Below are 23,161 nucleotides of genomic sequence, written 5' to 3' on the forward strand. Positions count from 1 at the left end.
AAAGTAACAATGAGTTGTCGCATGAATTTGAGTTTTTTTGACAAAAATTAATCATTTTTACCCAAATTAAAAAGAACGAGTATTTTATGAAAGCTAATAAGTCCCTCGCTAGGGATAAGAAATCGATAGGACTTAAGTCACCCCCTAAATGGAAAGATTTTTAAAAGCCTATTGCTTACAAGAATAGTCCCTAAACCCTATCAATAACCAATAGTAAATTTACACAACGTTGTACCATAGCTGGCTATTACTGTGATAGTGCTAACTCGTTGCTGATCATCTAATGTATACGTGATTTTACTAGTAGCTTCCTTATATACAAACGACCTAGGAATTATCTTAGAAACAAAAACCGAATGAGTCTCTGGACCACTATATGTCAATTTTAAAAACTGTGTATTTTCAGTAAATTTATACAAAGGGTTTTCTATCGTAGTAAAGTCACTCATTGTATAATTACCTTCTATATTACTTTTGTATTGATACTTAGTCAACCTTCCAATATTATCATAAACAAATTTTTCAGACCACGACGAGTTTATGCTTGTGGTTGTATAATCATAACTTGCCAACTGTCCATTACTATTATAAATCCATTTCGTTCTACCTCCATCCGTAATTTCAGAACCATCTGTATTATATACATAATTATACGTTTGGCTACCGTCGGCATAATTGGCACCTTTATAGCTATACTTTTCGGTTTTGATTTGGTTTTTATCATTTCTGGTAAATTCATAGGTTTCTACAAAATCCTTATTATTAGAAGTATTTAAGGTGGTAATTGTATAAGAACTCAAAAGATTGCCTTTCCAAGTGTAGGCATAATACGTAGGGTTTTTACTACCAATTAACTCAACTTTTACAGTTTTCGGTAGCGACGAGCTTGTTGGTTGTGGTTCAATCTCATCAGATTTTTTAGAAGAGCATCCTCCTAAAACTAAAATAGCAAGCAATAGTGTGATTTTTTTGTAGTGTGGTAACATGATGGTAGATATGGGTGGTTAAAATTGATTGTGTAGTAAAAAATCTTGAGTAAGTAGCACGAGTTTTCAACTCGTGTGTTATTCTACGAGTTGGAAACTCGTGCTACTGCTTTAGGCTACTAACAAAAAAGCCTTCTGAACTACTCCAAAAGGCTTTTCTGTAGGTATATCAGAAACGATTATTTCTTATAAGTAACAGATTTAACCGCTTCGATAGTACGAGCAACGCTTGGAAGAATAGCTTCTAACAATGTTGGTGCGTACGGAAGTGGTAAGTCTAACGAGTTCACACGGATAACTGGAGCATCCATGAAATCAAATGCCCAACGCTGAACGTTATAAGCGATTTCTGATGATAATGCTGCAATTGGGTTAGCTTCTTCAACTACCACACAACGGTTTGTTTTCTTAACTGAATTAATGACAGTTTCGTAATCTATCGGTCTAACAGTTCTTAAATCGATAACCTCCGCATTGATGCCCATTTTAGTTAATTCAGCTACCGCTGGCATTACTACTCTAGAAAGCATTTTACCGAAAGTAACAATCGTTACGTCAGTACCTTCTTTTACAATATTTGCTTTACCGATTGGTGTAAGGTATTCGCCATCTGGCACAAGGCCTTTGTCGCCATACATCAATTCAGACTCCATGAAAATAACAGGGTCGTTATCACGGATAGAAGATTTCAATAAGCCTTTTGCATCAGCAGGGTTTGAAGGAACTACAACTTTTAAACCAGGAGTGTTGGCAAACCAGTTTTCAAAGTTTGAAGAGTGTTGCGATGATAACTGTCCAGCGTTTCCAGTAGGGCCACGAAAAACGATTGGGCAAGAGTATTGTCCACCCGACATTGACATCATTTTGGAAGCCGAGTTGATTACTTGGTCGATGGCTACCAACGAGAAGTTAAAAGTCATAAACTCAACTATTGGACGCAACCCATTAGCGGCCGCACCAACAGCGATACCTGCAAAACCTAATTCTGCGATAGGTGTGTCAATCACACGGTCTGGACCAAATTCATCCAACATTCCCTGTGATACTTTATAAGCACCATTGTATTCGGCTACTTCTTCGCCCATCAAAAACACCGACTGGTCTCTACGCATTTCTTCGTTTAATGCTTCACGAAGTGCCTCTCTGAATTGTATTTCTCTCATTGGTTATTTTTATCGTTGTGAGGTTGAGAATCGTTGAAACGATTCTGTCTTCAAAATCTGCGTAAAATTAGATAACAAACCTCAGACTGCCAACGGCGAAATGCCTAAATTATGACTTAAATTGTTTGAAATGATTTTTTTATCGTTTTAGTCCTACAATGTGAGTGATGAGTTTTGAGTTTTGAGTGATGAGTTTTTTGAGTGATGAGTTGAGAGTGATGAGTTTTGAGTTGTCCTTTGTGCTTTGTCCTTGCCTAAAATAGGTTGGGTTATGTTGAGTTTTATCAAAGCCTTGGGGATATACTTGGATGTTATTAAGACATGGTTGCGTTATTGCATAATTGTCATGCCTTTTGGATAAGAATGTGAGGCTGTAGTTGGATTTTGAGGTAATATGTTGTATTTTTATAGTGAGCTAAAAAGTTTATCGCTTATATATCTCATCTCCTGATGGGTGTTACCAGTATTGGTACGAGGGAGAATGGATTTTTTGGCTTTTTTATGTTTCGGGGTATAGCGTTACAATTGTTTCATATTTATCCTTTAATGCTTCATAAAAGCGAGCTTCTCCTTTCAATAACTTTCGTTGAACTGCCCAAATCATATAATCAATAATACTAAGTTCTGGCATATTGTCGCTTGGCACAATCATGCCAATAATTCAATAAGGCTGAAAACCTTCGGTACCAACTAACAAGCGTTTTTTTGAACCATAAAAATCAGGGTCGCCACTTTCATCTATAAAAATGTATTTCTTCGGTAATTTATTCATGGTAGATTAATAGGGTGTCAACTAAATAATGCTCGAAAAAAAAGTAGATTTAAGATGTAAAAATATGGGATAGCCCTAAAAGAAAATAACTCAGACGAAAATCATCTGAGTTATTTGATTAATAGTTCTACACCTATTGTCCAAAATTAGTATAATAGAAATTAAATAACAAAAGTTTATCTAATTTTTTTTAGTAATTCTGTAAAAAAAAATGCTTTAATGACAATAATATTTTGTACATGTAAAAAGTGTTAGATTTTTCGTCATTTACTTCTCCTTTAGGTCATCCCTGTGACGAGAATTAATTTATTTTACCATTACAATGATGTTCTTTTTTATAGCGTTGAAGGCTGATGTTGGTTATAAATTCCTGTTGGATTAATCCCAGAGGGGACATACATCGTGGACATACATCGTGGACGTATGCAATACGTCCCTAGTTTGTGGTATTAATCGTAGGGCTGAATTTCATTCGGCCATGTCGCAGAACAATAGGGGACGTACATCGTGGACATACATCGTGGACGTATGCAATACGTCCCTACTTTTTATCACCCTCGTTTTCTGGAAACCTCCACTACATTATAAATCTCATATACCTCAGAAAGGTGTAATTCAAGGTTAGGATACGTAGATTTATCCGTATTCAGCGACATACATATAATAATACCCTGTTCTACCCAATGATCAGTGATACGTTTTACCAGAATGCCCCCTTCGTGAATAATAACATAATCCTCCCATTTATGAAGGTAAAACTTATTCTTCCAGTATTTTTTATCGACACTCCTGCCCACTACCACATCCCCCGAACAGATAGAATCCCTAGAATTGTTGTCCATGCTATCGCCCCGCACCTGAAACGCCCTATAGATACCCCTATAATGTTTATCAACTATGATAGAATGCTTGGGTAACTCTTCTAAAAAGACAGAATCGCCCCAGCCCGTTAGGTATCCCGCATAAGCATAGTGTTCTACCAAGGGGATATTCATTTGAATTTTCCCATTGCCAATATCAACAAACTCGTTGCCAGATTTTGTTTTATATACATTCTCAGGTTCAAGCAGGCCCTCAAGATTACCAATGATTTCGGCTTCCTCTTTTTGAATATCCGTAAGCTTTTGTTTGGAGAGATGGATGAAAAAATCTTCCAATTTTTTATGATCATCCACCTTGGGTTTAGAGCCCCGTTGTTCCCAACCATTGATACGACCTCTGGGAATGCCTACTTTTTCGGCAAGCTCTTGTTGGGATAAACCAAACTGGATTCTTAATTCCTTGATGTTCACGAAATTATAATTTGTTTCAAAAATGTTTCAAAAATTTTCAATAATTTGTTTCAAAATATTAGATTTTTGAAACATTTATTCCTATATTTGTATTAATAATAAACAAAGTAACGAAAAAGTATTTAATAGAAACAAGTTTTGTTGAAGTTTTTTTAAGGGAGGTTTAGCAACAAACCTTCATGGAAGAGGCATGAACAAGCACTAAATCTTTTAATTAGCTATGATTTGTTTTTCTTTATCATTAATACGCCCAAAGGAATTTGTTTCCTCAATATTGCATTGCGTGCTACTTCACCTGTATCGACGACCGTCGATATATCATACGCGCCTTCTTCTCTTTCAATGGGAGGTCAAATGCCCCTTGGGGGCTTTATATTGATTAATTTTTTATAGTTACACCTATGGTCTATAAACGAATTGGTTCTTAGCCTTTTAATGAAAATCTTTTACACCTGTTGAATCACCTATACTCAATTTTAAAACCAGTAGTACACCTTTTTCTTATTATTGAATACCTGTTGGTTTGTGTTAGAAAATCTCTGACACAAACCAATTATTGCCTCATCTCTGGAACATAACGAGAGATGCGACCTTTTATGCCTATACCGACACTAAAATAGCCCCCTACGTATCTCTGGCGAGGAGATGTTGATTTTTCTCGCTGGAGGTACTAGGGGCAAAAGATATAAGTTTATGAAAAACCAATGTTCAGCACCTAACCTTTCTCTTAGCGGGTGACTTAAGTCCTACTGATTACCCGCACCTTTTAAAAAGTAGAAATGGAAATGTGGTTATTGATAAAATTGGTTTAAATGTACATAAATAGTCTTTAAAACCAAGCGTTGAAGCCCTCATCTCTAGCGAGGGACTTAAGTCCCTCGCTAGAGATAAGTATCTGATTATTAATAATTTACAAACTTATGGGTAATCAATAGGACTTAAGTCACCCGCTAAGAGTAAGGGAATTTGAATTTTTTAACCGTGGTTTGTGGTATACTGAACACGGTGTAAACAACCTCACCCCCAGCCCCTCTCCTTCAGAGAGGGGAGCTCTAAGTACCAAGGTCTGCTCCCCTTCTCTGAAGGAGAAGGGGCTGGGGGATGAGGTTGTTATACTTTGATTATCAATTAATTATATACTTGTGGGTAATCAGTAGGACTTAAGTCACCCGCTAAGAGTAAGGGATTTTTAATGATTCTTTTACACCGATATTAAAAGTAGTCCCCTATGTATCTCTGGCGAGGAGATGTTGATTTTTCTCGCTGGAGGTACTAGGGGCAAAATAAAAAACCTAACCACTAAATCACTCATTCATTCAATCACTCAATGACTAAAGTCTCGTATAATTTTAACCGTTAATTTTTAAACACCGTCCAAATGAACGTAATTTTAGAAGAATTAAGCCTTGATAACTTCAATACCTCAGGGAAAAATGCACACCTTTTTACTGATAAAACTACCTCCGATACCTGTATTATGTTGTCTGGGAAAGGTCGCTGTGCGTCGGACAGTGCATCTGGAGTATTGAGCGTGGCGGTGGAGGGTGGATTAGCAATGGATGGGCAAATGAATGTCCTTAAAGGTTATGACAATGAAAAACGTGAGGAGGATGACGCAACGTTGGGGAATCGTCAAAAAGAAAATGATGTTAAAGACGATGCCCTGCAACGTGCCAGAAATATAGCAGCAATAAAGCTCCAGTTGACAGAACAAGCATATCAATGTGCATTCTTGCAGGAACAGATTATCCAAAGGAATACAGAGCTAAAGAGGCTGCATAAAGCTTTGGGAGGAGAACAGCAAGCCTTAGTGAAGCTAGCCGACAGTCGGGTGAAATGGGGTGCTGAAAGTTTTGTTTGTCCCACCTGCAAGCGTGTGCATGAATCTACCAATGTTGAGGCGATGAAACAAAAGATGGTGAAGGTGTTTGAGAAAGATAAGACTGACAAAAGACGCATCATCAAAAAGAAAATGAAGGCATTGAAGTACGCTATCAAGCAGTTGGAGCAGGTGAATGCGGAGGATGCTCAACACTTGAGGATTTATAAAAGTAATAGGAGTATCCTAAGTGCTGCACTAAAAACCCTTGAGACGATTAAGGGGAATAGGCATTCGGATGTTGGATTTGGGTCGTCGGACATCGGCTTTCGGATGTCGGATTTTAGGTATTAGCTTTTGGGTTTGGGTCGTCAGATAATTAAATTACTAAAATCAAAGCCTAACTAACATCAGAAACCAGAAAGCTAACAACCATGACCAAACAAGCATTAATCGAAGCAATAGCTGCAAAAACACATCACGCTGAAGGACTAGTCTCGGAGATTATCGAGGCGTTCAAAAGCGAGGTAATGCAACAAGTATCGTCGGGCAACCAGATAACCATCAGAAGATTCGGAACATTCAAGTCGGTGACACGTAAAGCGAAGGTATTGAGGAAGATACAGTCGAAAGAAATAGTCGAAATACCCGAACGGACGATTGTGAAATTTGTGCCTTCCAAGGAATTTAAGGTAGAAGGCAGTCGCTCGTTTCAAGCGAGTGACGACTATTAAAAGGCTTCCAGCCGAAAAACAGATGAGAGAGTAGCTAATTAAATGAGGAGGGGAGTATTATCGTCCTTCAAACCTCACCCCCAACCCCTCTCCTTCAGAGAGGGGAGCTTTAAGCACCAAGGTCTGCTCCCCTTCTCTGAAGGAGAAGGGGTTGGGGGATGAGGTTATTATGTGTTGATTATCAAATACTTATAAAAATGGGATAATCACTAGGATTTAACCCACCAAAACATATTTTCTAACGGTTAGCTTTGTTGACAGCGAATCAGGGTAGTACATTATTAAATATTTCTTCAAACGTATATAAAACAACGTTGACAAATGAGTGGTTATGAATTAACAAAAAAATGGTATGAGTGGTGCGGGAACAATATTGAAATTGTCAAACCGCATCATCATGCTTTATATTTCTGGTGTGTTGAAAAATGCAATCGTCTAGGTTGGGCCGATTGTTATGCTTTGCCTAGCGACGAAGCCATGCACTATTTAGGAATGACCTCTTATAAAACGTACACAAAAACGCTAGAAGAATTGATTGGTTTTGGCTTCATAAACATGTGTCGGAAATCTACAAACCAGTACACTGCCAACATTATTGCTTTGGTAAAAAATGCCACAGCACTGCAGGAGCACTTACCACAGCACAACAGGAGCACCTACCACAGCACGACAGAAGCAACTACCACAGCACTGCAGGAGCAAAGCGAGTATAATAAAACTAATAAAAACTTAGAAACAGTAAAAACAACAACAACAATAACAACAACAAATGATGATGTTGTTGAAAATGAAGTACCTGATTTTGTAAAAGAAGAACAAAAAAAAATAAAAGAGGGGGTGGCGACGGCACCGCAGACGACCTTGGAGGAGATTGAGACCAATATGCGCAATGCTGCTTTGCTGAAAGAGTCGGCGAAAAGGAAAAATAATATCAATGAGGGGGATTATTACCAATTGTTGGAAAACTTTTTTATCGAAACCCGTGCCACCGATAAAAGAATTTCAAGTGAGTCGGACCATAAACGGCATTTTTTGAATTGGATTAGGATTCAATGTCAAAACCGAGGTAGGCATGGGCCGATGCCCCAAAAAGGGAAAATTCAACATAATTATGATTCAATCACGCAGGCGATTTTTGAGCTTAGCGAGGAGACGGGGTAGGTAAGTTGTCATCCTTCCTATTAGCTGGTGACTTAAGTTACCAGCTAATAGGAAAGCACTCTCTGTCAATAAGTTATATTAAGCCAAAGCACGATAATAATCCCGAAGGGATGAAATATTTATAGCATCAAAGATGCCAACCACGCACTAATTAGACTCCGTAGGAGTCGCACAGCTTAGAATGGTGTTTTTGTTTTTTCTGCGTTCTGGTCGTAGGTTTTCCTACGACCTAAAAGATGAAAGAGCGTCACGCTCTAAATCGTGTATATCATACCTCGTTAAGGATGAAGCTAATAGTCAATCCTTAATTACCTTCACAGGAATAAATATTTCTAAACTTTGAGCGTGACGCTCTTTTACATTTGGGAGTCGTAGGACATCCTACGACCAGAATACGGTTCTTTTTAAAGAAAATATTATTAAATCAAGCGATGAACACCATTCAACTAAGCCAAAAAATACTTCAAGCTGCTGCACCTACAGTGACCCTTGAGAAGCTAACTGAACGCCAGCACGAAATTGTGAAAGCAACCCACGGCACACGCATTGGGCAGATGACCAACGCGGAGGTTACTAAGTTAGCAGGCGAAGTTATTTTTACCGCCAAAATGAGACTAGGATATAGCCAGTCGCAAGGAGATGAATTGAAGGCTGAAATTAGATTGATCATAAATGATTTACGAGAGTATCAGGGACTTACACCAACTGAAATTCATTTGGCATTAAAGGCGGGACTCAATGGCGAGTTTTCGACTGATGGCAAGGTATTCTTTTCCTCCTCCAACTTTGTCCAGTGGCTTCGTAGGTGGATAGCTGATAAAAAACAGCCCGTCATGAAACAATATACTGCCCTTGAGCAAGCCAAAGAAAACGTGAAAATACCCCCTACGGAAGCCGAAGAAAAGGAACTGTGTAGGCAGGTAGCCCAACAATATGCCGACATCAAACGCACCCATCCCGACTTTGAAGTACAGGTAGCCTCCAGTCTCTACGACGACCTTGAGCGGTTTGGTATCTGGAAAATGGAAGTGAACGAGAAGAAAGAGTTGTTTCAAAAACTACAAAGGAAATATACAAACGCTACTCATCAAGAACTGGTGCTGATGGCTAAAAACATAGCCTATAATCGGTTTATAGCGGAGGTTGCAAAAGGGATATTGATGCGATGACTTGACAAATACTCATGGCATGACTTGAAGTCATGCCATGAGTTTACGCCAAATTTACACCCCTGAGCAATGAATATACCCATCAGCTATCCAAAAAGAATACTCAAATACTCATGGCATGACTTCAAGTCATGCCATGAGTTTACACCAAGTTTACACCCCTTCAACAATAAATATGCCCATCAGCTATCAATAAATATATACATAACCACATCATTTATAACACCACCATAACCCCCTCAAACACGATGAAAACACCTTATGAAATTAACTGTATTTGCGAACACCACTATGTGCGTTTTATGGAAAACGGTATGATTCAACACGAGAAATTCAAGGCACACGTCATAGAGCAGTGTCGTATCGTCTTGATAGACCCCAAGAAAAGTAAGGAAAGGCTTGCGACCGAAACCTTGGCACTTAACCAGAAAATAAAGGATACCGCCAGCAAGGTATTTGAAAGATGGATAGCAAACTACCACCAACGCAAGGGCCACCATGATTGGCGACTGTATAATCGGATGTTGAATCTGAAATAAGACGGGCTTCCTGCTTATTCTGAGAGTCAGCGGGTGAGCGGATAATCTCGAAGGGATACAATATTGATAGTGCCCAAGCGCCAGGTTTGCGTAATCCTTGGGCAGTGAATTAATTCACCGCCTAAAGATTACGCTAATTGGTTGTTAAAAAATAGCATGATGGTGTGCTAGTAATATCTTATTATGACAAAAAAATGTGCCTCTGTATTGATAGGCATTTCTTGTTTGATGGCTTCTGTCAGTATGGAATGATGTGCTAAATTCTCCCCAAAAAAGAATTGATATTGGGGTATTATAAGTTCGGATTGTCGAGCTGTTCGTTGCATAGCCTTGGTCGTTTGGTTGGGATAATCATAAAACCGAATAGTTAAGCAATTTAAAAGAACAAAGAATCTATCAAAGATAATAATGCTAACCAAAGATAAATGATGATTATCACAAAAGCAACTTTTGTGCAATAGAATTAGGTGTAAGTATAACAAAATCAGGTATTTATACCAGATTTTGTTAGGTATTTTGATGAAAAATATTGCCTAAAAGTATATCCCTGAAAAGGAATAATAGGGGATATACGCACAAGACAAATGTTTTAGCGTGATACTTTCAAAAATTTATTAAGCTATCACACAGGATAAGGAATAGTTATGTAAAATAATTGGCCGTTAAAGAAGTTACAGATTGTCGGTATTGCTAATAATGGGCAAGCACGAAGAGGTGCCATGTACAAGCCTTAAAATGTATATACCAAGTCCTAGTATAGGGCTTAAATGCTAACGGTTATTTATATCTTTTGAAATGTTGAAATGAAGATTTGATTATTGATAAGATGGGCTTAAATCGCCTTTCAAACCGAGCTTTGGTCGTCTCATGTCATAGCCATTTCTTATCCCTAGCGAGGGACTTAAGTCCTAATGATTACCCACAAGTATATAAATAACTAACAATCAATATCTTATCTCTAGCGAGGGACTTAAGTCCCTCGCTAGAGATAAGGGCTTCAACGCTTGGTTTTAAAGACTATTTATGTACATTTAAGCTAATTTAATCAATAATAACATTTCCATTTCAACTTTTTAAAAGATGTGGGTAATCAGTAGGACTTAAGTCCCTCGCTAGGGATAAGAAATGGATTATCAAGTACTTATGGATATGTGGCTAATTGGTAGGACTTAAGTCCCTCGCTAGAAATAAATATCTTGATTATCAGGTGTTTATGTAATTGTAGAAAATCAATAAAACTTAAGTCTCCCGTTACGAGTGCTACGGATTCTTAAGCTTATTTGCCAACATAATAGGGTCGAGCTCGATAAGCTGTAGCGACTTCACCATCTCTTTTGTTGAAGTTTTGTATATTTTAAAATGTGGGGTTTCGATATGTGCCTTGTATGCCTCCACGTTGGCATAAACTTCTAAAATAGTAATATGTGTAGGATTGTTTTTATCGGCTACGGCATTCAAACTCAAAACTCCCGATTCCACCCGTACAGAGGTTTCGATTTCGGTCTTTAGAATAGCCTTGTAGTTTTCTAATTGAGCGGAATCTACTTCAATTTTTGCCATACGTACCATAAGATTTTTATGTTGTGCCCATGCCCTTGTTGACGAAAATAGGACAATCAATATGCTAATAGCGAAGCAAGTTTTTATGATTTTCATAGTGCTTTATGATGATTTTGTTAAAGAGTTTTTGTTGTGATAAAGTCTTAGTTTTCGATGACTAGTCGTGATATTCAAACTAGAGATTTCGTATTATGATAGCCAGAGAGATTTTTTATATGTATCCATTTAGCATTGAAATTAAAAACTTCAGCCCCTGATTTATCTATATATTTTACCTGTTTGATATTGTCTTCAATTTCCTCAATCAACAATTGACCGTTGTGAAAATTTTTGTTAGAAATAGATATTTGGTGAATATGTACTTCTATAAACAGCATTACAATTTGGATGGTATTTTTAGCCGTTTATGGTGTTTTTCACCAAAAACGGCTAAAGGTAGGAGAGTTTATAGAATGTTAATCCTTTATGTTAAAACCCATTCTGTTGGGCATTGATAATCTGACATTTTATTAACGGGCAATCTTCCTTTATTAGCTTTTACTGTTGTAATAAAATTATTGCATCTTTCTTCATCAAAATTTCCATTTTGCAATGCATAACATAAAAAATGCATCGTTGTTAAATACACCATATCATGACGTTCGCAGTATGACTTTATATCTCTGAGATTATTACTGGCAATAATATTTTTGCTATGTTTTGCTACAGCCAAACAGGCACTTTCTCCATCACCATAGAACATCTGTTTCTTAATCCATAAGTATTCTTTGAGAATAATATGGTCTTTTTCTGGAAAATCCATGGGATGTAAGAGCCTTAAATTGATTAAATTATCCACTTCTTTTTTCCTGTTCGGAAAGCGTTCCAATTCTTTCATTACTTTATCAAGAATGAAAATTTTTAATGGAAATATTTTAGGTAAGTGTAGTATTTCTCCAGCTTGAATAAAATGTGAAACTACATCGGCATCTATCAAAATGATTTTTCTGATTTACTCATTTTATTCAAATTTTACTCCTAAATCTAACATCAATTCGTAGTAATGGCTTTCCGAAATTTTTTCAGAATCGTATAATTCTTTTGCTACAAGACCATAGTCCCCTAAATATCTATTTTCATTTCCTTTTTCATAAAGTTTAGTATCAAAACCATACATTGTTGCATCTTTTCTGGGATTAGCTTTAAGCTCATTTGCATAGTCTTTAGTAATCATCCCCATTTCTTGTAACCTGAAAACCAAAGCACTTCTAGAGCATGAGAAGTACTGTTCTATTTTTAGAATAGTTTCGATACTGATGCCATCTTTTACATCAATTTCATCCCAGCCTACTAAGTTAATTATGCCATCATGTGGCATAAGTAAATATGCAGCAAAAATATCAGCATTGTACTCTTCTTTATCTTTCATTAAAAAAGTGCCTGTATTGCAGGTAGCAAAGCTGAAATTTTCTTGAATAAATAAATGATATAATTCATGACAGATTGTAAAATTCTGTCGCCCAAGAGTCTGATTACTATTTACTAACATAAAACGATTTATGTCAGCTTCTTGGCTTACTTTTATGGCCATACCCGAGAAATCCGAACTCATAGGCTTAAAGAGCGTAACAACGCCCAAACTTTGAAGCAAACTTTCTAAATGAATACTTTCACGCCCATTCAGACCATTTGTTTGGCGAAAGTCTAAAGCTTTTTTTTCAATCAGTTTATTTTTCATTTTTACATAAAAAATGAGGCTGTCCGAAAAGTTTTTACAGCCAAATATTATTCTGTGAAAGACCGAGCGTCGGTCGCCTCATCCCCAACCCCTTCTCCTTCAGAGAAGGGGCTTTTTGAGCCCAAAAGTTCCCCTCTCTGAAGGAGAGGGGTTAGGGGTGAGGTTTCAAACCAAAGAATATTTGGCAATGGTTTTCTTTTTGGACAGCCTCATGATTTTCTAACACATTTTTTTAGAGACTTCTTTCATTTTAAGATAGTTTCTTACTACTTTTCTAAATGCTGCAATACCATTCATATTGTCGGCATTTAATTCGTCAGCTCTGAAGGCGAAAGCAACTATACTTTGTTGGATACTTGGGTTTTCGTCCAACAAATCATAAGCATCAATTCCAAAAAAATCTGCTAATTTTTCGAGATGTTCAAGCGGGATATTCCGCTCTCCTGTTTCGTAATAACTTACCATAGGTCGCGCAATGCCCAAATAGTTAGCAATATTTTCTTGTGATAATCCGTGTCTTTGACGTAGCGCCAATAAATTGTTAGCAACGTGTACTTTGGATTGCATAATGATAGGAGGTTGGTATAAGTTTGTTATTGGCTTTAAATTTAATCGTAGGAATGTTGTTACAAAATTACTACAATTAGTTATAGTACAACAAATTTGTAACAAAATTTGTTACATAAATATATGATATTTTTGATAAAACACCAAATGTGTAAGCAAGAATCTCCTTATAATTATTTATTAAAAAGTGCTTGTTTTTCGGCTGGAAGCCTTGTAATAGTCGTCACTTGTTAGAAACGAGCTACTGCGTGTAGCAGTCAGTAAGCAAATGTTATCACTAACTCACAACTCACTCAATCACTAACTCACAACTCAATCAATCACTCATTCACTAAATCACTCAATCACAAATAGTCGGCAAACAACTTGCAAAATCGATTATAACGCTTACATTTGTATTCAACTTTGTTGAATGATGGTAAACAGTATAAAACAAAGTGTTCAATATTGAATATATGGCGACAGATGAACCCCAAAATATTAATATCGGAGACCGCATTCGGATATTAAGAACTAACCAAAAAAGAACCTTGCAGGAGGTAGCGGATGGAAGCGAATTGTCTAAAAGTATGATCTCGAAAATTGAGAACAACAAAACGATTCCTTCTGTGGCTGCACTCATCAAAATTGCCAATACGTTGGGGACTAATATTTCTAGTCTGCTAGAAACGGAGGCGTTTTTGAATGCCATCCTCACGACCAAACAAAAGGCGGAGGACAACCTCAGACAAACCGAAAAGGGCTATTTCTTTTATCCCTTCGGACAGGAATATCACCAGAAGAAAATGCAACCAATGCTGTTTGTGGCTAGAAAAGGGGAGGTAAAACCGCACCTATTGCACCACGAGGGCGAGGAGTTTATTTATATCATCAGTGGCGAAATGAAGATGACGGTAGGCGAAATCGACTATCACCTCAAAACAGGGGATAGCCTATATTTCAACTGTCTGCAAAAACATGGCATTATGCCTATTTCAGAGGAGGTACATTATTTGGATATATTCGTATAGATAGTTGCGTTAGTTTATTGGCATTTTTAAGAAGATAATTACCAACATCTCTTATTCCTAGCGAGGGACTTAAGTCCCTCGCTAGGAATATAGGGACAGATAAATCATTTTTCAGCATAACAATACATCAACCATATCATTAAAATATTAACAATTTTAAATCAATAACTATGCTCTTAAGAAAAACATCATTGTTGCTATTGTTGGCAGCCCAGTCTGTGGGGATGTGTGTATAATTACCAACATCTCTTATCCCTAGCGAGGGACTTAAGTCCCTCGCTAGGAATATAGGGACAGATAAATCATTTTTCAGCATAACAATACATAAACCATATCATTAAAATATTAACAATTTTAAATCAATAACTATGCTCTTAAGAAAAACATCATTATTGCTATTGTTGGCAGCCCAGTCGGTGGGAATGTCTGTATAATCACCAACATCTCTTATTCCTAGCGAGGGACTTAAGTCCCTCGCTAGGGATATAGGGACAGGTAAATCGTTTTTCAGCATAACAATACATCAACCATATCATTAAAATATTAACAATTTTAAATCAATAACTATGCTCTTAAGAAAAACATCATTATTGTTATTGTTGGCAGCCCAATCTGTGGGGATGTCTGTCCCAGCCTTTGCTCAGGAACAGGCCCCTGTGGCTATTCAGGTGGATTTAGCCAAGACCAAAGCGCCCATGAAACCCATTTGGGCTTGGTTTGGCTATGACGAACCCAACTATACTTATATGAAAGACGGCAAGAAATTGCTGACTGAAATCTCGCAACTTAGTAAAATACCAGTCTATGTCAGGGTACACAGCTTGCTCGTAACAGGCGACGGCACGGCAGCCTTGAAGTGGGGTTCTACCAATGCTTACACAGAAGATGCCAACGGAAATCCTGTGTACGACTGGACGATTGTCGATAAAATCTTTGATACTTTCATCGAGCGTGGCATGAAACCCATCGCCCAGATTGGCTTTATGCCCGAGGCATTGTCGAGCCACCCAACGCCCTATCGTCACCACTGGAAGCCGGGGGATAATTATAACGACATCTATACGGGCTGGGCATATCCGCCAAAAGACTATAACAAATGGGCTGAATTGGTGTATCAATGGGTAAAACATTCGGTAGCTAAATATGGTCAGAAAGAGGTAGAAAGCTGGTATTGGGAGCTTTGGAACGAACCCAACATTGGCTATTGGAAAGGCACAACCGAAGAATATATCAAGCTGTACGACTATTCGGCTGATGCTGTAAAACGTGCTTTGCCATCGGCTAAAATCGGTGGGCCAGAAGTAACGGGGCCAGGGTGGGACAAGTCGGCGACCTTCTTAAAGACCTTCCTCGACCACGTAACCAAAGGTAAAAACTACGTGACAGGCAAAACGGGTTCGCCCTTGGATTTCATAACTTATCATGCCAAAGGCGGACCGAAAGTAGTGGACGGTCATGTACAAATGAACATGGGTACGCAATTGCGAGACCTTGACAAAGGCTTTGAAATTGTGGCGTCGTATCCAAGCTTGAAAAAACTCCCAATCATCATTGGCGAGTCTGACCCAGAGGGCTGTGCAGCTTGTTCTGAAGACCTAAACCCACAAAATGCCTACCGTAATAGTACGATGTATTCTAGTTATACGGCGGCATCATTTGCCAGAAAATACGAATTGGCGGAGGCCAGAGGCGTAAACCTTTTGGGGGCTGTAACATGGGCATTCGAGTTTGAAGACCAAGCATGGTTCCGTGGTTTCCGTGATTTAGCGACCAACGGCGTGGATAAACCCGTGCTGAATGTGTTCCGTATGTTTGGCATGATGGAAGGCAATAGGGTAGAGGTTACGCAAAATTTGGCTTATGATTTCAAAAAAGTACGTGACGAAAGTGTGCGTGGCGAGGCAGATATCAATGCGTTGGCATCAAAAAGTACAAACTCAGCAGGCGTGATGGTCTGGAATTATCATGACGACAATGTTCCAATGGCAGATGCTAGGGTTGAGGTGACGGTAAAAGGTTTGCCAGCCCTAAAGGTACAGCTATTTCACTATCGTATTGACAAGGAAAACAGCAATGCGTATGAAGTTTGGAAAAGCATGGGGTCGCCAAAACAGCCTACAGCCGAGCAAATCAAGGTATTAGAAAAAGCAGGGCAATTGCAATTGCTAACCTCGCCAGAATGGATTAATACTAAAAACGGACAAGCCCTCATCAAAATGAAATTGCCTAGACAGGGCGTATCATTTTTGAGCTTTAGGTGGTAAGAATAAATGCTTGTAGCACGAGTTTTCAACTCGTGCATGATTTCACGAGTTGAAAACTCGTGCTACAAAGGTTATCGTTATTAGTTCGTAGGATAATGTACGACCAAAGGCGTTGTAGCACGAGTTTCCAACTCGTGCATGATTTCACGAGTTGGAAACTCGTGCTACAAAAGTTATCGTTATCAGTTCGTAGGAGAATCTACGAACACGGATTAGATAGCAAACCACCCACCTATTTTATCAACAAACAGTTCTTCATTAAATCCATCGCATATTTTATATACCCCGTTTCTACAGTCTTCTTGCCATTGATGATGGCATAGAAAGTATTCACCTGAGATGCTTGCAGGGATAAATGCTTCATCATCGAATCGCGGAACCGCCCAGACCTGAATTTTGCATTACGACCCCGTTGGAGGGTCTTCCATTGTGCAGTAAGCATGGCGGGTACAAAATCTTTGTCTTCCATCAGTTAAATATTAGTATCGAAAACAAAATTAAGGAAGAGTTTTTGAATTATTGGTGTGGGGTACGGATTATGGTGTTTGTGAAAATCCCGAAGGGAGTAAAGGATGATAGAAAATGAAGAATGATAATATGACCCAAACCCCGCAGGGGTGATAGATAGAGATAGCTTTGTCTCACCCCCTGCGGGGTTAAATGTTTCCTGATTTTATCTTGTGCTATAATCCTTTCATCCTTTATTTGGATTGATATAAATCTTTGCTGGTGGTTTATAAAACCACTATTATCAGAGTGCAGTGTCTTAGATGCGAACTAGCAGTGGGGTAATTAATAAAGATTCAGTATCTTGGCGTTTGTTTAAATACTACCAATGGTACGAATAATATCAACAAGCATCTCGACCATTGATGGGCATTTCAGTAAAATAAAAAATATCTTCGAAAGAAGAGGGTATAAGTTTTTTGAAAATCAAGTTTTGATACTTTCTTACTTAAAACATTAAAAAAAAATGAGCATACTAGTGATTGAATATTTGGGCGGAGACTCAGATGATACAAAGAAGTTTTGCTTCGGACCCAGTAATAGTTTAGTCGCTTTTTATCAGGAGGAGCAATAAGTGTTTACGACAAAAAAACAAGTTCAACGATTGAAACGCCAATTACAAGTATTTTAACTCAGGAAGAGTGTGCCTATGTATTGCCAGTTGATAAATCGGAATATGAGGATTTTGAAGATGAAGAATCTAACAATTTACGGGATAATGAAGACAAAAATCCGCAGCAATTGCAAACAATTTTTATGAAGATTGAAGCCTTTTATACAGATAAACTCTATCGCTTTAATGAAGAAATTCCACTTGTTTGGAAAGAAGATAATATCAAAAATACACTGTGGGATTACCGTTTTATTTGCGATATCATCACCTGTTTGGACGTGATTAAAACTATAAGCAGTGAAATTAAATATTATTGCGGGGAAGATTTGTAATAGTCTTCTTCAGCAACGTGACTCGTGGTTTATAAAACCAAGATTATGGTAGTCCAGCATCTTAGCTGCGGACTAGTGAAGCAATTAACACTTAGTTTTATGCACAATATTTTCGCCAGTATTCTCAAGAGAGGATTTTATGCATCCCTCAAAAATAACTACATTGAAAAAACCCCTGAACAACACTTTCAGGCAGTAAAAAAAAGTATTGCTTTATGTGTTTCTTTTTGTTTGATTTTTATGCCAGTAGGTGGGCTTATTATGCTGATAATCAAATTAAACGGAGGTGAAGTTAAGCCATCTAGCCCATTTGTTATTCTGATAGCCGTAGCTTCAATTTATATAATTGATAAAAGTGTGAAGAAGTATTTAGACACCTTTTCTCTATCGGATATTGAAGAAAAAGACCCTTCTAAACATAAAACACTAGGTGGACAGTACATTTGGATTGTATTAGGTATCATAACGCTTATGGTTTTCTGTATGTTTTTGATTAGGATTACCTATTTGGGATGAGATTAACACACTATTCGTTTTGTTCCGTAAGGGCAAATCGAATCAATGATAAAAACGTTCTCAGAACGTTCACACAATTATCTGTTTGGATTAAAATCCTTTTTTATCAAAACTTCCACTTACCTTTCAGAACAAGTGGAAGAGCGTTGTACTGGATGGAAATATCACAACACAAACTAATCCCGAAGGGATGAAATATTGATAGTATTCAAACAGCACATACTCCTATATCATTCGACTCCGTAGGAGTCGTAAAGAATAGTATATGCTTCTTCTTTTTTCTATAAACATTTTATCCCTTCGGGATTGATTTGTTTGGCATTGATATTAATCTTTGCTTGTGGTTTATAAAACCACGGTTACTAGGGTCCAGCATCTTAGATGCCGACTAGCGAGCGCGGACTAATGGGGAGTGCCTAGGATGTGGGGTTTAGGCTAGGCATGTTGGAGGTAAAAAAATAGTTGTTGCTTTACCTGGAAACTTTACTCCATAAAGTGTCCCAAATAAATCATTTACTTTTTTTACAACAATTACACCTGTAGTACCAATTGGAACACCATCTAAAGGACAAGTCAATCTTACTGAATTTCCGACGTTCATTATATTATTGTTTAATAAGTAACTGTTTATGTAATTTAATTGTATTCTGAATATTATGAATAGCGTTAAAGTATTTAGTTGAGTCAGCCTTTGTTTTTATAGCTTGGCTATTTGATAAAATATTTTCTTCATCAATTATAGATTGCATAACTGCAATTTTAGCTGCTTTTGTTTTCAATACATATTTGTCCAAATCATATTGTACTTGATATGATTGTTTAAAATAATTGTTGGTAGTATCATTGGGTGTAGATGATAATGAAAAACCTACACCATAAGCTTTGCTTAATGATTGAATAGCAATATTAGTAACTGAGAAAATAGCCTTTGTTGCCTGAGAAGCATCGTTTCGGACTCCTTTTATCGAATAACTTCCTTCATCATTCATCAAAATAGCTATATCTGCATTTCCTATTAAGGTAGTAGCTTTGGCTTTATTAGTACTTGCTTTCCAATATTCACTTGGAGCATTAGCAATTACAGAAGCCAGAGGGTCGTCATATATATCTGAAAACCTGTTAATTGTTTTAGCTAAAATTGCGTCAGTATTTTCTTTGACTTGATTTTCATCTTTTGTATCTTTAGTAAGATTTCTTAACTCATTTATACTATTTTGGACTTCATTTTTTAGATCAATAATTGCTTTTTTTATATCGTTATAGGCAATGAAGGCTTTAGTTAAATTAGTATAGTTATTTACTTTTTCGGAATAAATAGCTTGTTTTGAAGGATCATGAGGGTACAATAAATCGATAAAGTTGTTATGATACTTGATAATTATATCTATTCGTTTATCTACATTACTATTGAAAGTTGAGTCTAAAGAATTCTTTGTTACTTGTGGAAATTGTTGAGAATCAAGTTTACTAATCGTTTCTGAGAATTGTTTTTTTAAGTCTATTCCTAACTGCTTATATTGCTCTTCGCTTGAATTTCCATTATTTGCAAAACGAATAAGCTGATTCTTAATGACTTCTGGTTCATTTAAGTAATCTGATTTTAATACAGATACTTGTACTTTTAAATGCGACCAACATCCTGAAGCTCCTAAAAGCAACATAATGAGAAAGAAGTAATGTGTTTTTTTCATTTTATTTAGCGTTAAATTCTTTATAAGTAGCCAGCCATTCTTTAGCTTTTTTGATAGTATCAAATTTTGTTTTATTCCCTAAGTCGTAAGAAAGAGCATTTAAAAAAGCCAATAATTCACTGGATACACTCGACAAATCTTTGTCTTCAATGTTCTTGATAAATGAATCATCAAAAACAAGTTTGTTTTGAAATTGCATATAGTCTTGTTGTTGACTTAAATCATAAATCTGCTTAAAATTATCTTTATTTGCTATGCTTATAATGGAGTTAATAGTTTCTTTGGTTTGGCTAAGCGATGTAATTTGATTAGCAATATCTTCAGCATTGGTTGAGAGTAAAAAAACTAATTTTTCATTTTCATTATTTCCAGATAAAGGGACAATTTTGGTACTGTCTTTGAATTTCCCATTTTTAGGTTGAGTAAACTCATTAAAATAAACTTTTAGACCCTCCTCATCAAAGAAACCCGAATAGAATCTGGTCTTTGATAAAAAAGCTGTAGAGCCTTTTACTTCTACCATGTAATAATTATTACTTGAAATCCCACCTGAGTTATTTTTAAAATAATGCTTCTGTCTAATTAAGGTACAACTAGATAGTAGTGGAAGAATCAAAAAAAACAGTATGTTCTTGCTATATTTCATTTTATATTACTATTAAGAAGTTTAAAATGTGATATTATTAAGTACTTAAAACGTTATCTGATTTCAGTTAAAATATTGGATATTAAAACAGTCTTATCTTCGAGTTTTGATATGTTATGTTCATTGTTTTGTATTAAATATAATATAGGTAGTCTTTTTATAACATATTGATAATCATCTTTATATTCGTGAATTTTGGTTATACATGGTGTTGATATTATAAATAATTAATTAATGGTTTGAAGTAAATAAGTTTAAGATTTAATATCAAAAAATTATTCACTTTTTTGACGTTAAATTTATTATATGGTAAACGACGGAAATAACATTAGGGTAAATGGCAAAAATGATTAAATAATATGTGTTGTTTTTAATAAATTGTTACTCGCGGGTTTATAGCACCAAGTTATGCCCCCACTTGGCATAGTGTATTTCACTACGTCACTGTGTGTTGCAATGTTACATAGCAAAAGTGTAGCACATTTTAAGTTTTTTCAAGTTGAGTACTGAGTGCCCCTCCTGCTAGTCCGCATCCAAGTTGCTGTCCTCTAGTAAAAAGGACGTATGCAATACGTCCCTACCGTGCCCCCCGCAGTTGTTTCTAACTAGTGACGACTATTAGAAGGCTTCCAGCCTAAAAAACGGATACTCATGCCATGCGTATCAACAACATCAGGCTGATACCAAAAGACCAACTGCCGACGCCCCCATTCCTATACTATATGTTTAATATTTCAGCACTTAATATAAATTTTGCTCATTAAAATACAAAAAATAGATATTTATACCTACTTGTTCCTTCATAAATCAGGTATTTATATGCTGTTTTGGTGAATATAATGATAGTAAGTTTGTATGGTAATATTACAAGGGGAGTTCAGCAACCCCTTTATCAAACGAGGTACCTAGACAAACCTTATGACTAGAAAAATAACTATCAAAAACAACACAATCTCATGAGCCAACAACCATCACTTTCAGATGCAACAGCAGGTCTTTACAACAGCATCTGCGATTCATTGCACTTAAGCAATAAACAATTTCAAATGATTCAGGGAGTTTTGCCTATACAAACTACTCCACAAGGAGTTTATAATTTTGTAGATGGCATCCCGCCTGAATCTGTCGCAACGTTGTACACCAGCAACCCTCTTAATGGACTGAATGGTAACATGCAGATAGTAATCGACGGTGCCAACCCTAGCTTTTTGAGCAGACTTGCTGAAAATAATTATTTCAACCCTAAATATTGGGTAGATGGCAATATCTCTGTTGACCCTATCTATGCGCCTACCTTTGCTGATTTGTATAATCAGGTAAATTCGGGGTCTTCGGCAACTATTACTTTTGATTCTGCCACGGCGAATACCGATATCAGCTCGTCGTGGGCTAAAAGTACTAGCTCGGCAGGTGTTGGTTTCTGGGGAACATCGTCGAGTTCTGTTTCTTCAGATTTAAACGTGAAAGCATCGTCTTCGAGAATTACTGTGACGATTACCCTTAATAAATATGCCTATTTGCAAGTACGTGCAGGTGGCTGGTTTACTCAAGGTTTCTTTACTGATCAATACAAAAATCCAACCAAATGGAAGAATGGACAGGATGCTTGGGAAAAAGTATTCGGTACTAAAGGGTCTTGCCAAAATGTTTCGAATCAGGTATTGTTAGTAAATGGTTATACCGTTACGACGACCACGTATGCTTCTTATTCTCAAAGCGAATTCCAACAGATTCAAAAAAGTAGTCAGACCAACGTATGGCCGTTCTATACGTCGTCATCTAATTCAATCACTACACAGAGTCATTCGTACAACTCAGACCAATCTATTACTACTACTATCGGTTGTAATCCGGGTAGCCTACAGGTATTCGGTATGGGTGTTATTCCTACCAGCCTTGCGATGGGTGGTGTTAGTAACTCAAGATTAATTTAAGTAGAAAAAGAGGCCAGTTTAAAGACACATTTACATCAATAAAAACTTCCTGCATCAGTGGCGGCTGATGCAGGTAAGCTAAACTAGGGGTGTAATAGTCCTTAAACTTGCCTCTTTATTTTATCAACCAAATGGGAGCATAGCATTGCTGTATTTCACAATTAATCTA

At 37.0% G+C, this 23,161-nt stretch carries 23 protein-coding genes; 10 read left to right on the forward strand and 13 right to left on the reverse strand.

All coding sequences use genetic code 11. The features are described from left to right. Positions 1-200 precede the first annotated feature (200 nt). The 4 genes from VB264_RS22795 to VB264_RS22810 all read right to left on the reverse strand — a co-directional run bounded on the left by VB264_RS22795 (position 201) and on the right by VB264_RS22810 (position 4,213). Positions 201-986: a hypothetical protein gene (locus tag VB264_RS22795; RefSeq protein WP_323253346.1), complete on the reverse strand. Its 786-nt coding sequence runs from the start codon at positions 984-986 to the stop codon at positions 201-203. Positions 987-1,165: 179 nt separating this feature from the next. Further along, positions 1,166-2,149, reverse strand: a complete 984-nt coding sequence (locus VB264_RS22800) for a pyruvate dehydrogenase complex E1 component subunit beta (protein WP_323253348.1) — start codon at positions 2,147-2,149, stop codon at positions 1,166-1,168. A 499-nt stretch (positions 2,150-2,648) separates the two neighbouring features. Continuing rightward, positions 2,649-2,780, reverse strand: a complete 132-nt coding sequence (locus tag VB264_RS22805; RefSeq protein WP_323253349.1) for a hypothetical protein — start codon at positions 2,778-2,780, stop codon at positions 2,649-2,651. Between the two features lie 692 nt (positions 2,781-3,472). Further along, positions 3,473-4,213 carry a LexA family transcriptional regulator gene (locus VB264_RS22810; protein ID WP_323253351.1) on the reverse strand — a complete coding sequence of 247 codons (741 nt, stop codon included), beginning with the start codon at positions 4,211-4,213 and terminating at the stop codon, positions 3,473-3,475. A gap of 1,378 nt (positions 4,214-5,591) precedes the next feature. Between VB264_RS22810 and VB264_RS22815 the strand changes: the two genes are divergently transcribed. From VB264_RS22815 to VB264_RS22835, 5 genes are all read left to right on the forward strand, one after another. Next, positions 5,592-6,386, forward strand: a complete 795-nt coding sequence (locus tag VB264_RS22815; protein ID WP_323253352.1) for a hypothetical protein — start codon at positions 5,592-5,594, stop codon at positions 6,384-6,386. 80 nt (positions 6,387-6,466) lie between these two features. Beyond that, entirely contained in the window at positions 6,467-6,766 is a 300-nt protein-coding gene (locus VB264_RS22820) for an HU family DNA-binding protein (RefSeq protein WP_323253355.1), read from the forward strand. Positions 6,767-7,087: 321 nt separating this feature from the next. Then, positions 7,088-7,927 carry a DUF7833 domain-containing protein gene (locus tag VB264_RS22825; protein ID WP_323253357.1) on the forward strand — a complete coding sequence of 280 codons (840 nt, stop codon included), beginning with the start codon at positions 7,088-7,090 and terminating at the stop codon, positions 7,925-7,927. Between the two features lie 554 nt (positions 7,928-8,481). Continuing rightward, positions 8,482-9,096 (forward strand): hypothetical protein, encoded by a 615-nt coding sequence (locus tag VB264_RS22830; protein ID WP_323253359.1) that lies wholly within the window; start codon positions 8,482-8,484, stop codon positions 9,094-9,096. A gap of 248 nt (positions 9,097-9,344) precedes the next feature. Next, positions 9,345-9,635: a hypothetical protein gene (locus tag VB264_RS22835; protein WP_323253361.1), complete on the forward strand. Its 291-nt coding sequence runs from the start codon at positions 9,345-9,347 to the stop codon at positions 9,633-9,635. A gap of 167 nt (positions 9,636-9,802) precedes the next feature. Here VB264_RS22835 and VB264_RS22840 read toward each other — a convergent pair whose 3' ends face one another. The 5 genes from VB264_RS22840 to VB264_RS22860 all read right to left on the reverse strand — a co-directional run bounded on the left by VB264_RS22840 (position 9,803) and on the right by VB264_RS22860 (position 13,479). Then, the gene (locus tag VB264_RS22840) at positions 9,803-9,961 is read right to left on the reverse strand and encodes a hypothetical protein (RefSeq protein ID WP_323253363.1); all 159 of its coding nucleotides are present in this window, start codon (positions 9,959-9,961) and stop codon (positions 9,803-9,805) included. A gap of 934 nt (positions 9,962-10,895) precedes the next feature. Continuing rightward, positions 10,896-11,195, reverse strand: coding sequence for a putative quinol monooxygenase (locus VB264_RS22845; RefSeq protein WP_309924018.1), 300 nt, complete (start codon positions 11,193-11,195; stop codon positions 10,896-10,898). 463 nt (positions 11,196-11,658) lie between these two features. Beyond that, positions 11,659-12,171: a hypothetical protein gene (locus VB264_RS22850; protein WP_323253365.1), complete on the reverse strand. Its 513-nt coding sequence runs from the start codon at positions 12,169-12,171 to the stop codon at positions 11,659-11,661. Between the two features lie 24 nt (positions 12,172-12,195). Beyond that, positions 12,196-12,912 carry an ImmA/IrrE family metallo-endopeptidase gene (locus VB264_RS22855; RefSeq protein WP_323253367.1) on the reverse strand — a complete coding sequence of 239 codons (717 nt, stop codon included), beginning with the start codon at positions 12,910-12,912 and terminating at the stop codon, positions 12,196-12,198. 219 nt (positions 12,913-13,131) lie between these two features. Further along, positions 13,132-13,479, reverse strand: a complete 348-nt coding sequence (locus VB264_RS22860; RefSeq protein WP_323253369.1) for a helix-turn-helix domain-containing protein — start codon at positions 13,477-13,479, stop codon at positions 13,132-13,134. A 455-nt stretch (positions 13,480-13,934) separates the two neighbouring features. Here VB264_RS22860 and VB264_RS22865 point away from each other — a divergent pair, with 455 nt between their 5' ends. Continuing rightward, positions 13,935-14,489, forward strand: a complete 555-nt coding sequence (locus VB264_RS22865) for a helix-turn-helix domain-containing protein (protein WP_323253372.1) — start codon at positions 13,935-13,937, stop codon at positions 14,487-14,489. Positions 14,490-15,109: 620 nt separating this feature from the next. Next, positions 15,110-16,753 (forward strand): GH39 family glycosyl hydrolase, encoded by a 1,644-nt coding sequence (locus VB264_RS22870; RefSeq protein WP_323253396.1) that lies wholly within the window; start codon positions 15,110-15,112, stop codon positions 16,751-16,753. 232 nt (positions 16,754-16,985) lie between these two features. Here VB264_RS22870 and VB264_RS22875 read toward each other — a convergent pair whose 3' ends face one another. Beyond that, positions 16,986-17,195, reverse strand: coding sequence for a hypothetical protein (locus VB264_RS22875; RefSeq protein WP_323253374.1), 210 nt, complete (start codon positions 17,193-17,195; stop codon positions 16,986-16,988). Positions 17,196-17,914: 719 nt separating this feature from the next. Between VB264_RS22875 and VB264_RS22880 the strand changes: the two genes are divergently transcribed. Together VB264_RS22880 and VB264_RS22885 are read left to right on the forward strand one after the other, a co-directional pair. Beyond that, complete coding sequence (locus VB264_RS22880) at positions 17,915-18,205, forward strand: hypothetical protein (protein ID WP_323253376.1); 291 nt, start codon at positions 17,915-17,917, stop codon at positions 18,203-18,205. A gap of 99 nt (positions 18,206-18,304) precedes the next feature. Next, positions 18,305-18,721: a hypothetical protein gene (locus VB264_RS22885; RefSeq protein WP_323253378.1), complete on the forward strand. Its 417-nt coding sequence runs from the start codon at positions 18,305-18,307 to the stop codon at positions 18,719-18,721. 430 nt (positions 18,722-19,151) lie between these two features. Here VB264_RS22885 and VB264_RS22890 read toward each other — a convergent pair whose 3' ends face one another. Genes VB264_RS22890 through VB264_RS22900 form a run of 3 tightly spaced genes read right to left on the reverse strand, consistent with a single transcriptional unit; the run spans position 19,152 to position 20,935 of the window. Then, positions 19,152-19,322 (reverse strand): hypothetical protein, encoded by a 171-nt coding sequence (locus VB264_RS22890; protein ID WP_323253380.1) that lies wholly within the window; start codon positions 19,320-19,322, stop codon positions 19,152-19,154. A 4-nt stretch (positions 19,323-19,326) separates the two neighbouring features. Further along, entirely contained in the window at positions 19,327-20,412 is a 1,086-nt protein-coding gene (locus tag VB264_RS22895; RefSeq protein WP_323253384.1) for a hypothetical protein, read from the reverse strand. Position 20,413: 1 nt separating this feature from the next. Further along, complete coding sequence (locus tag VB264_RS22900) at positions 20,414-20,935, reverse strand: hypothetical protein (RefSeq protein WP_323253386.1); 522 nt, start codon at positions 20,933-20,935, stop codon at positions 20,414-20,416. 1,079 nt (positions 20,936-22,014) lie between these two features. On the opposite strand from VB264_RS22900, the gene VB264_RS22905 reads away from it, so the two are divergent. Next, the gene (locus VB264_RS22905) at positions 22,015-22,992 is read left to right on the forward strand and encodes a hypothetical protein (protein ID WP_323253388.1); all 978 of its coding nucleotides are present in this window, start codon (positions 22,015-22,017) and stop codon (positions 22,990-22,992) included. Positions 22,993-23,161 lie beyond the last annotated feature (169 nt).

Origin of the sequence: Arcicella aquatica (genome assembly GCF_034928825.1) — a bacterium.
GTDB lineage: Bacteria > Bacteroidota > Bacteroidia > Cytophagales > Spirosomataceae > Arcicella > Arcicella aquatica.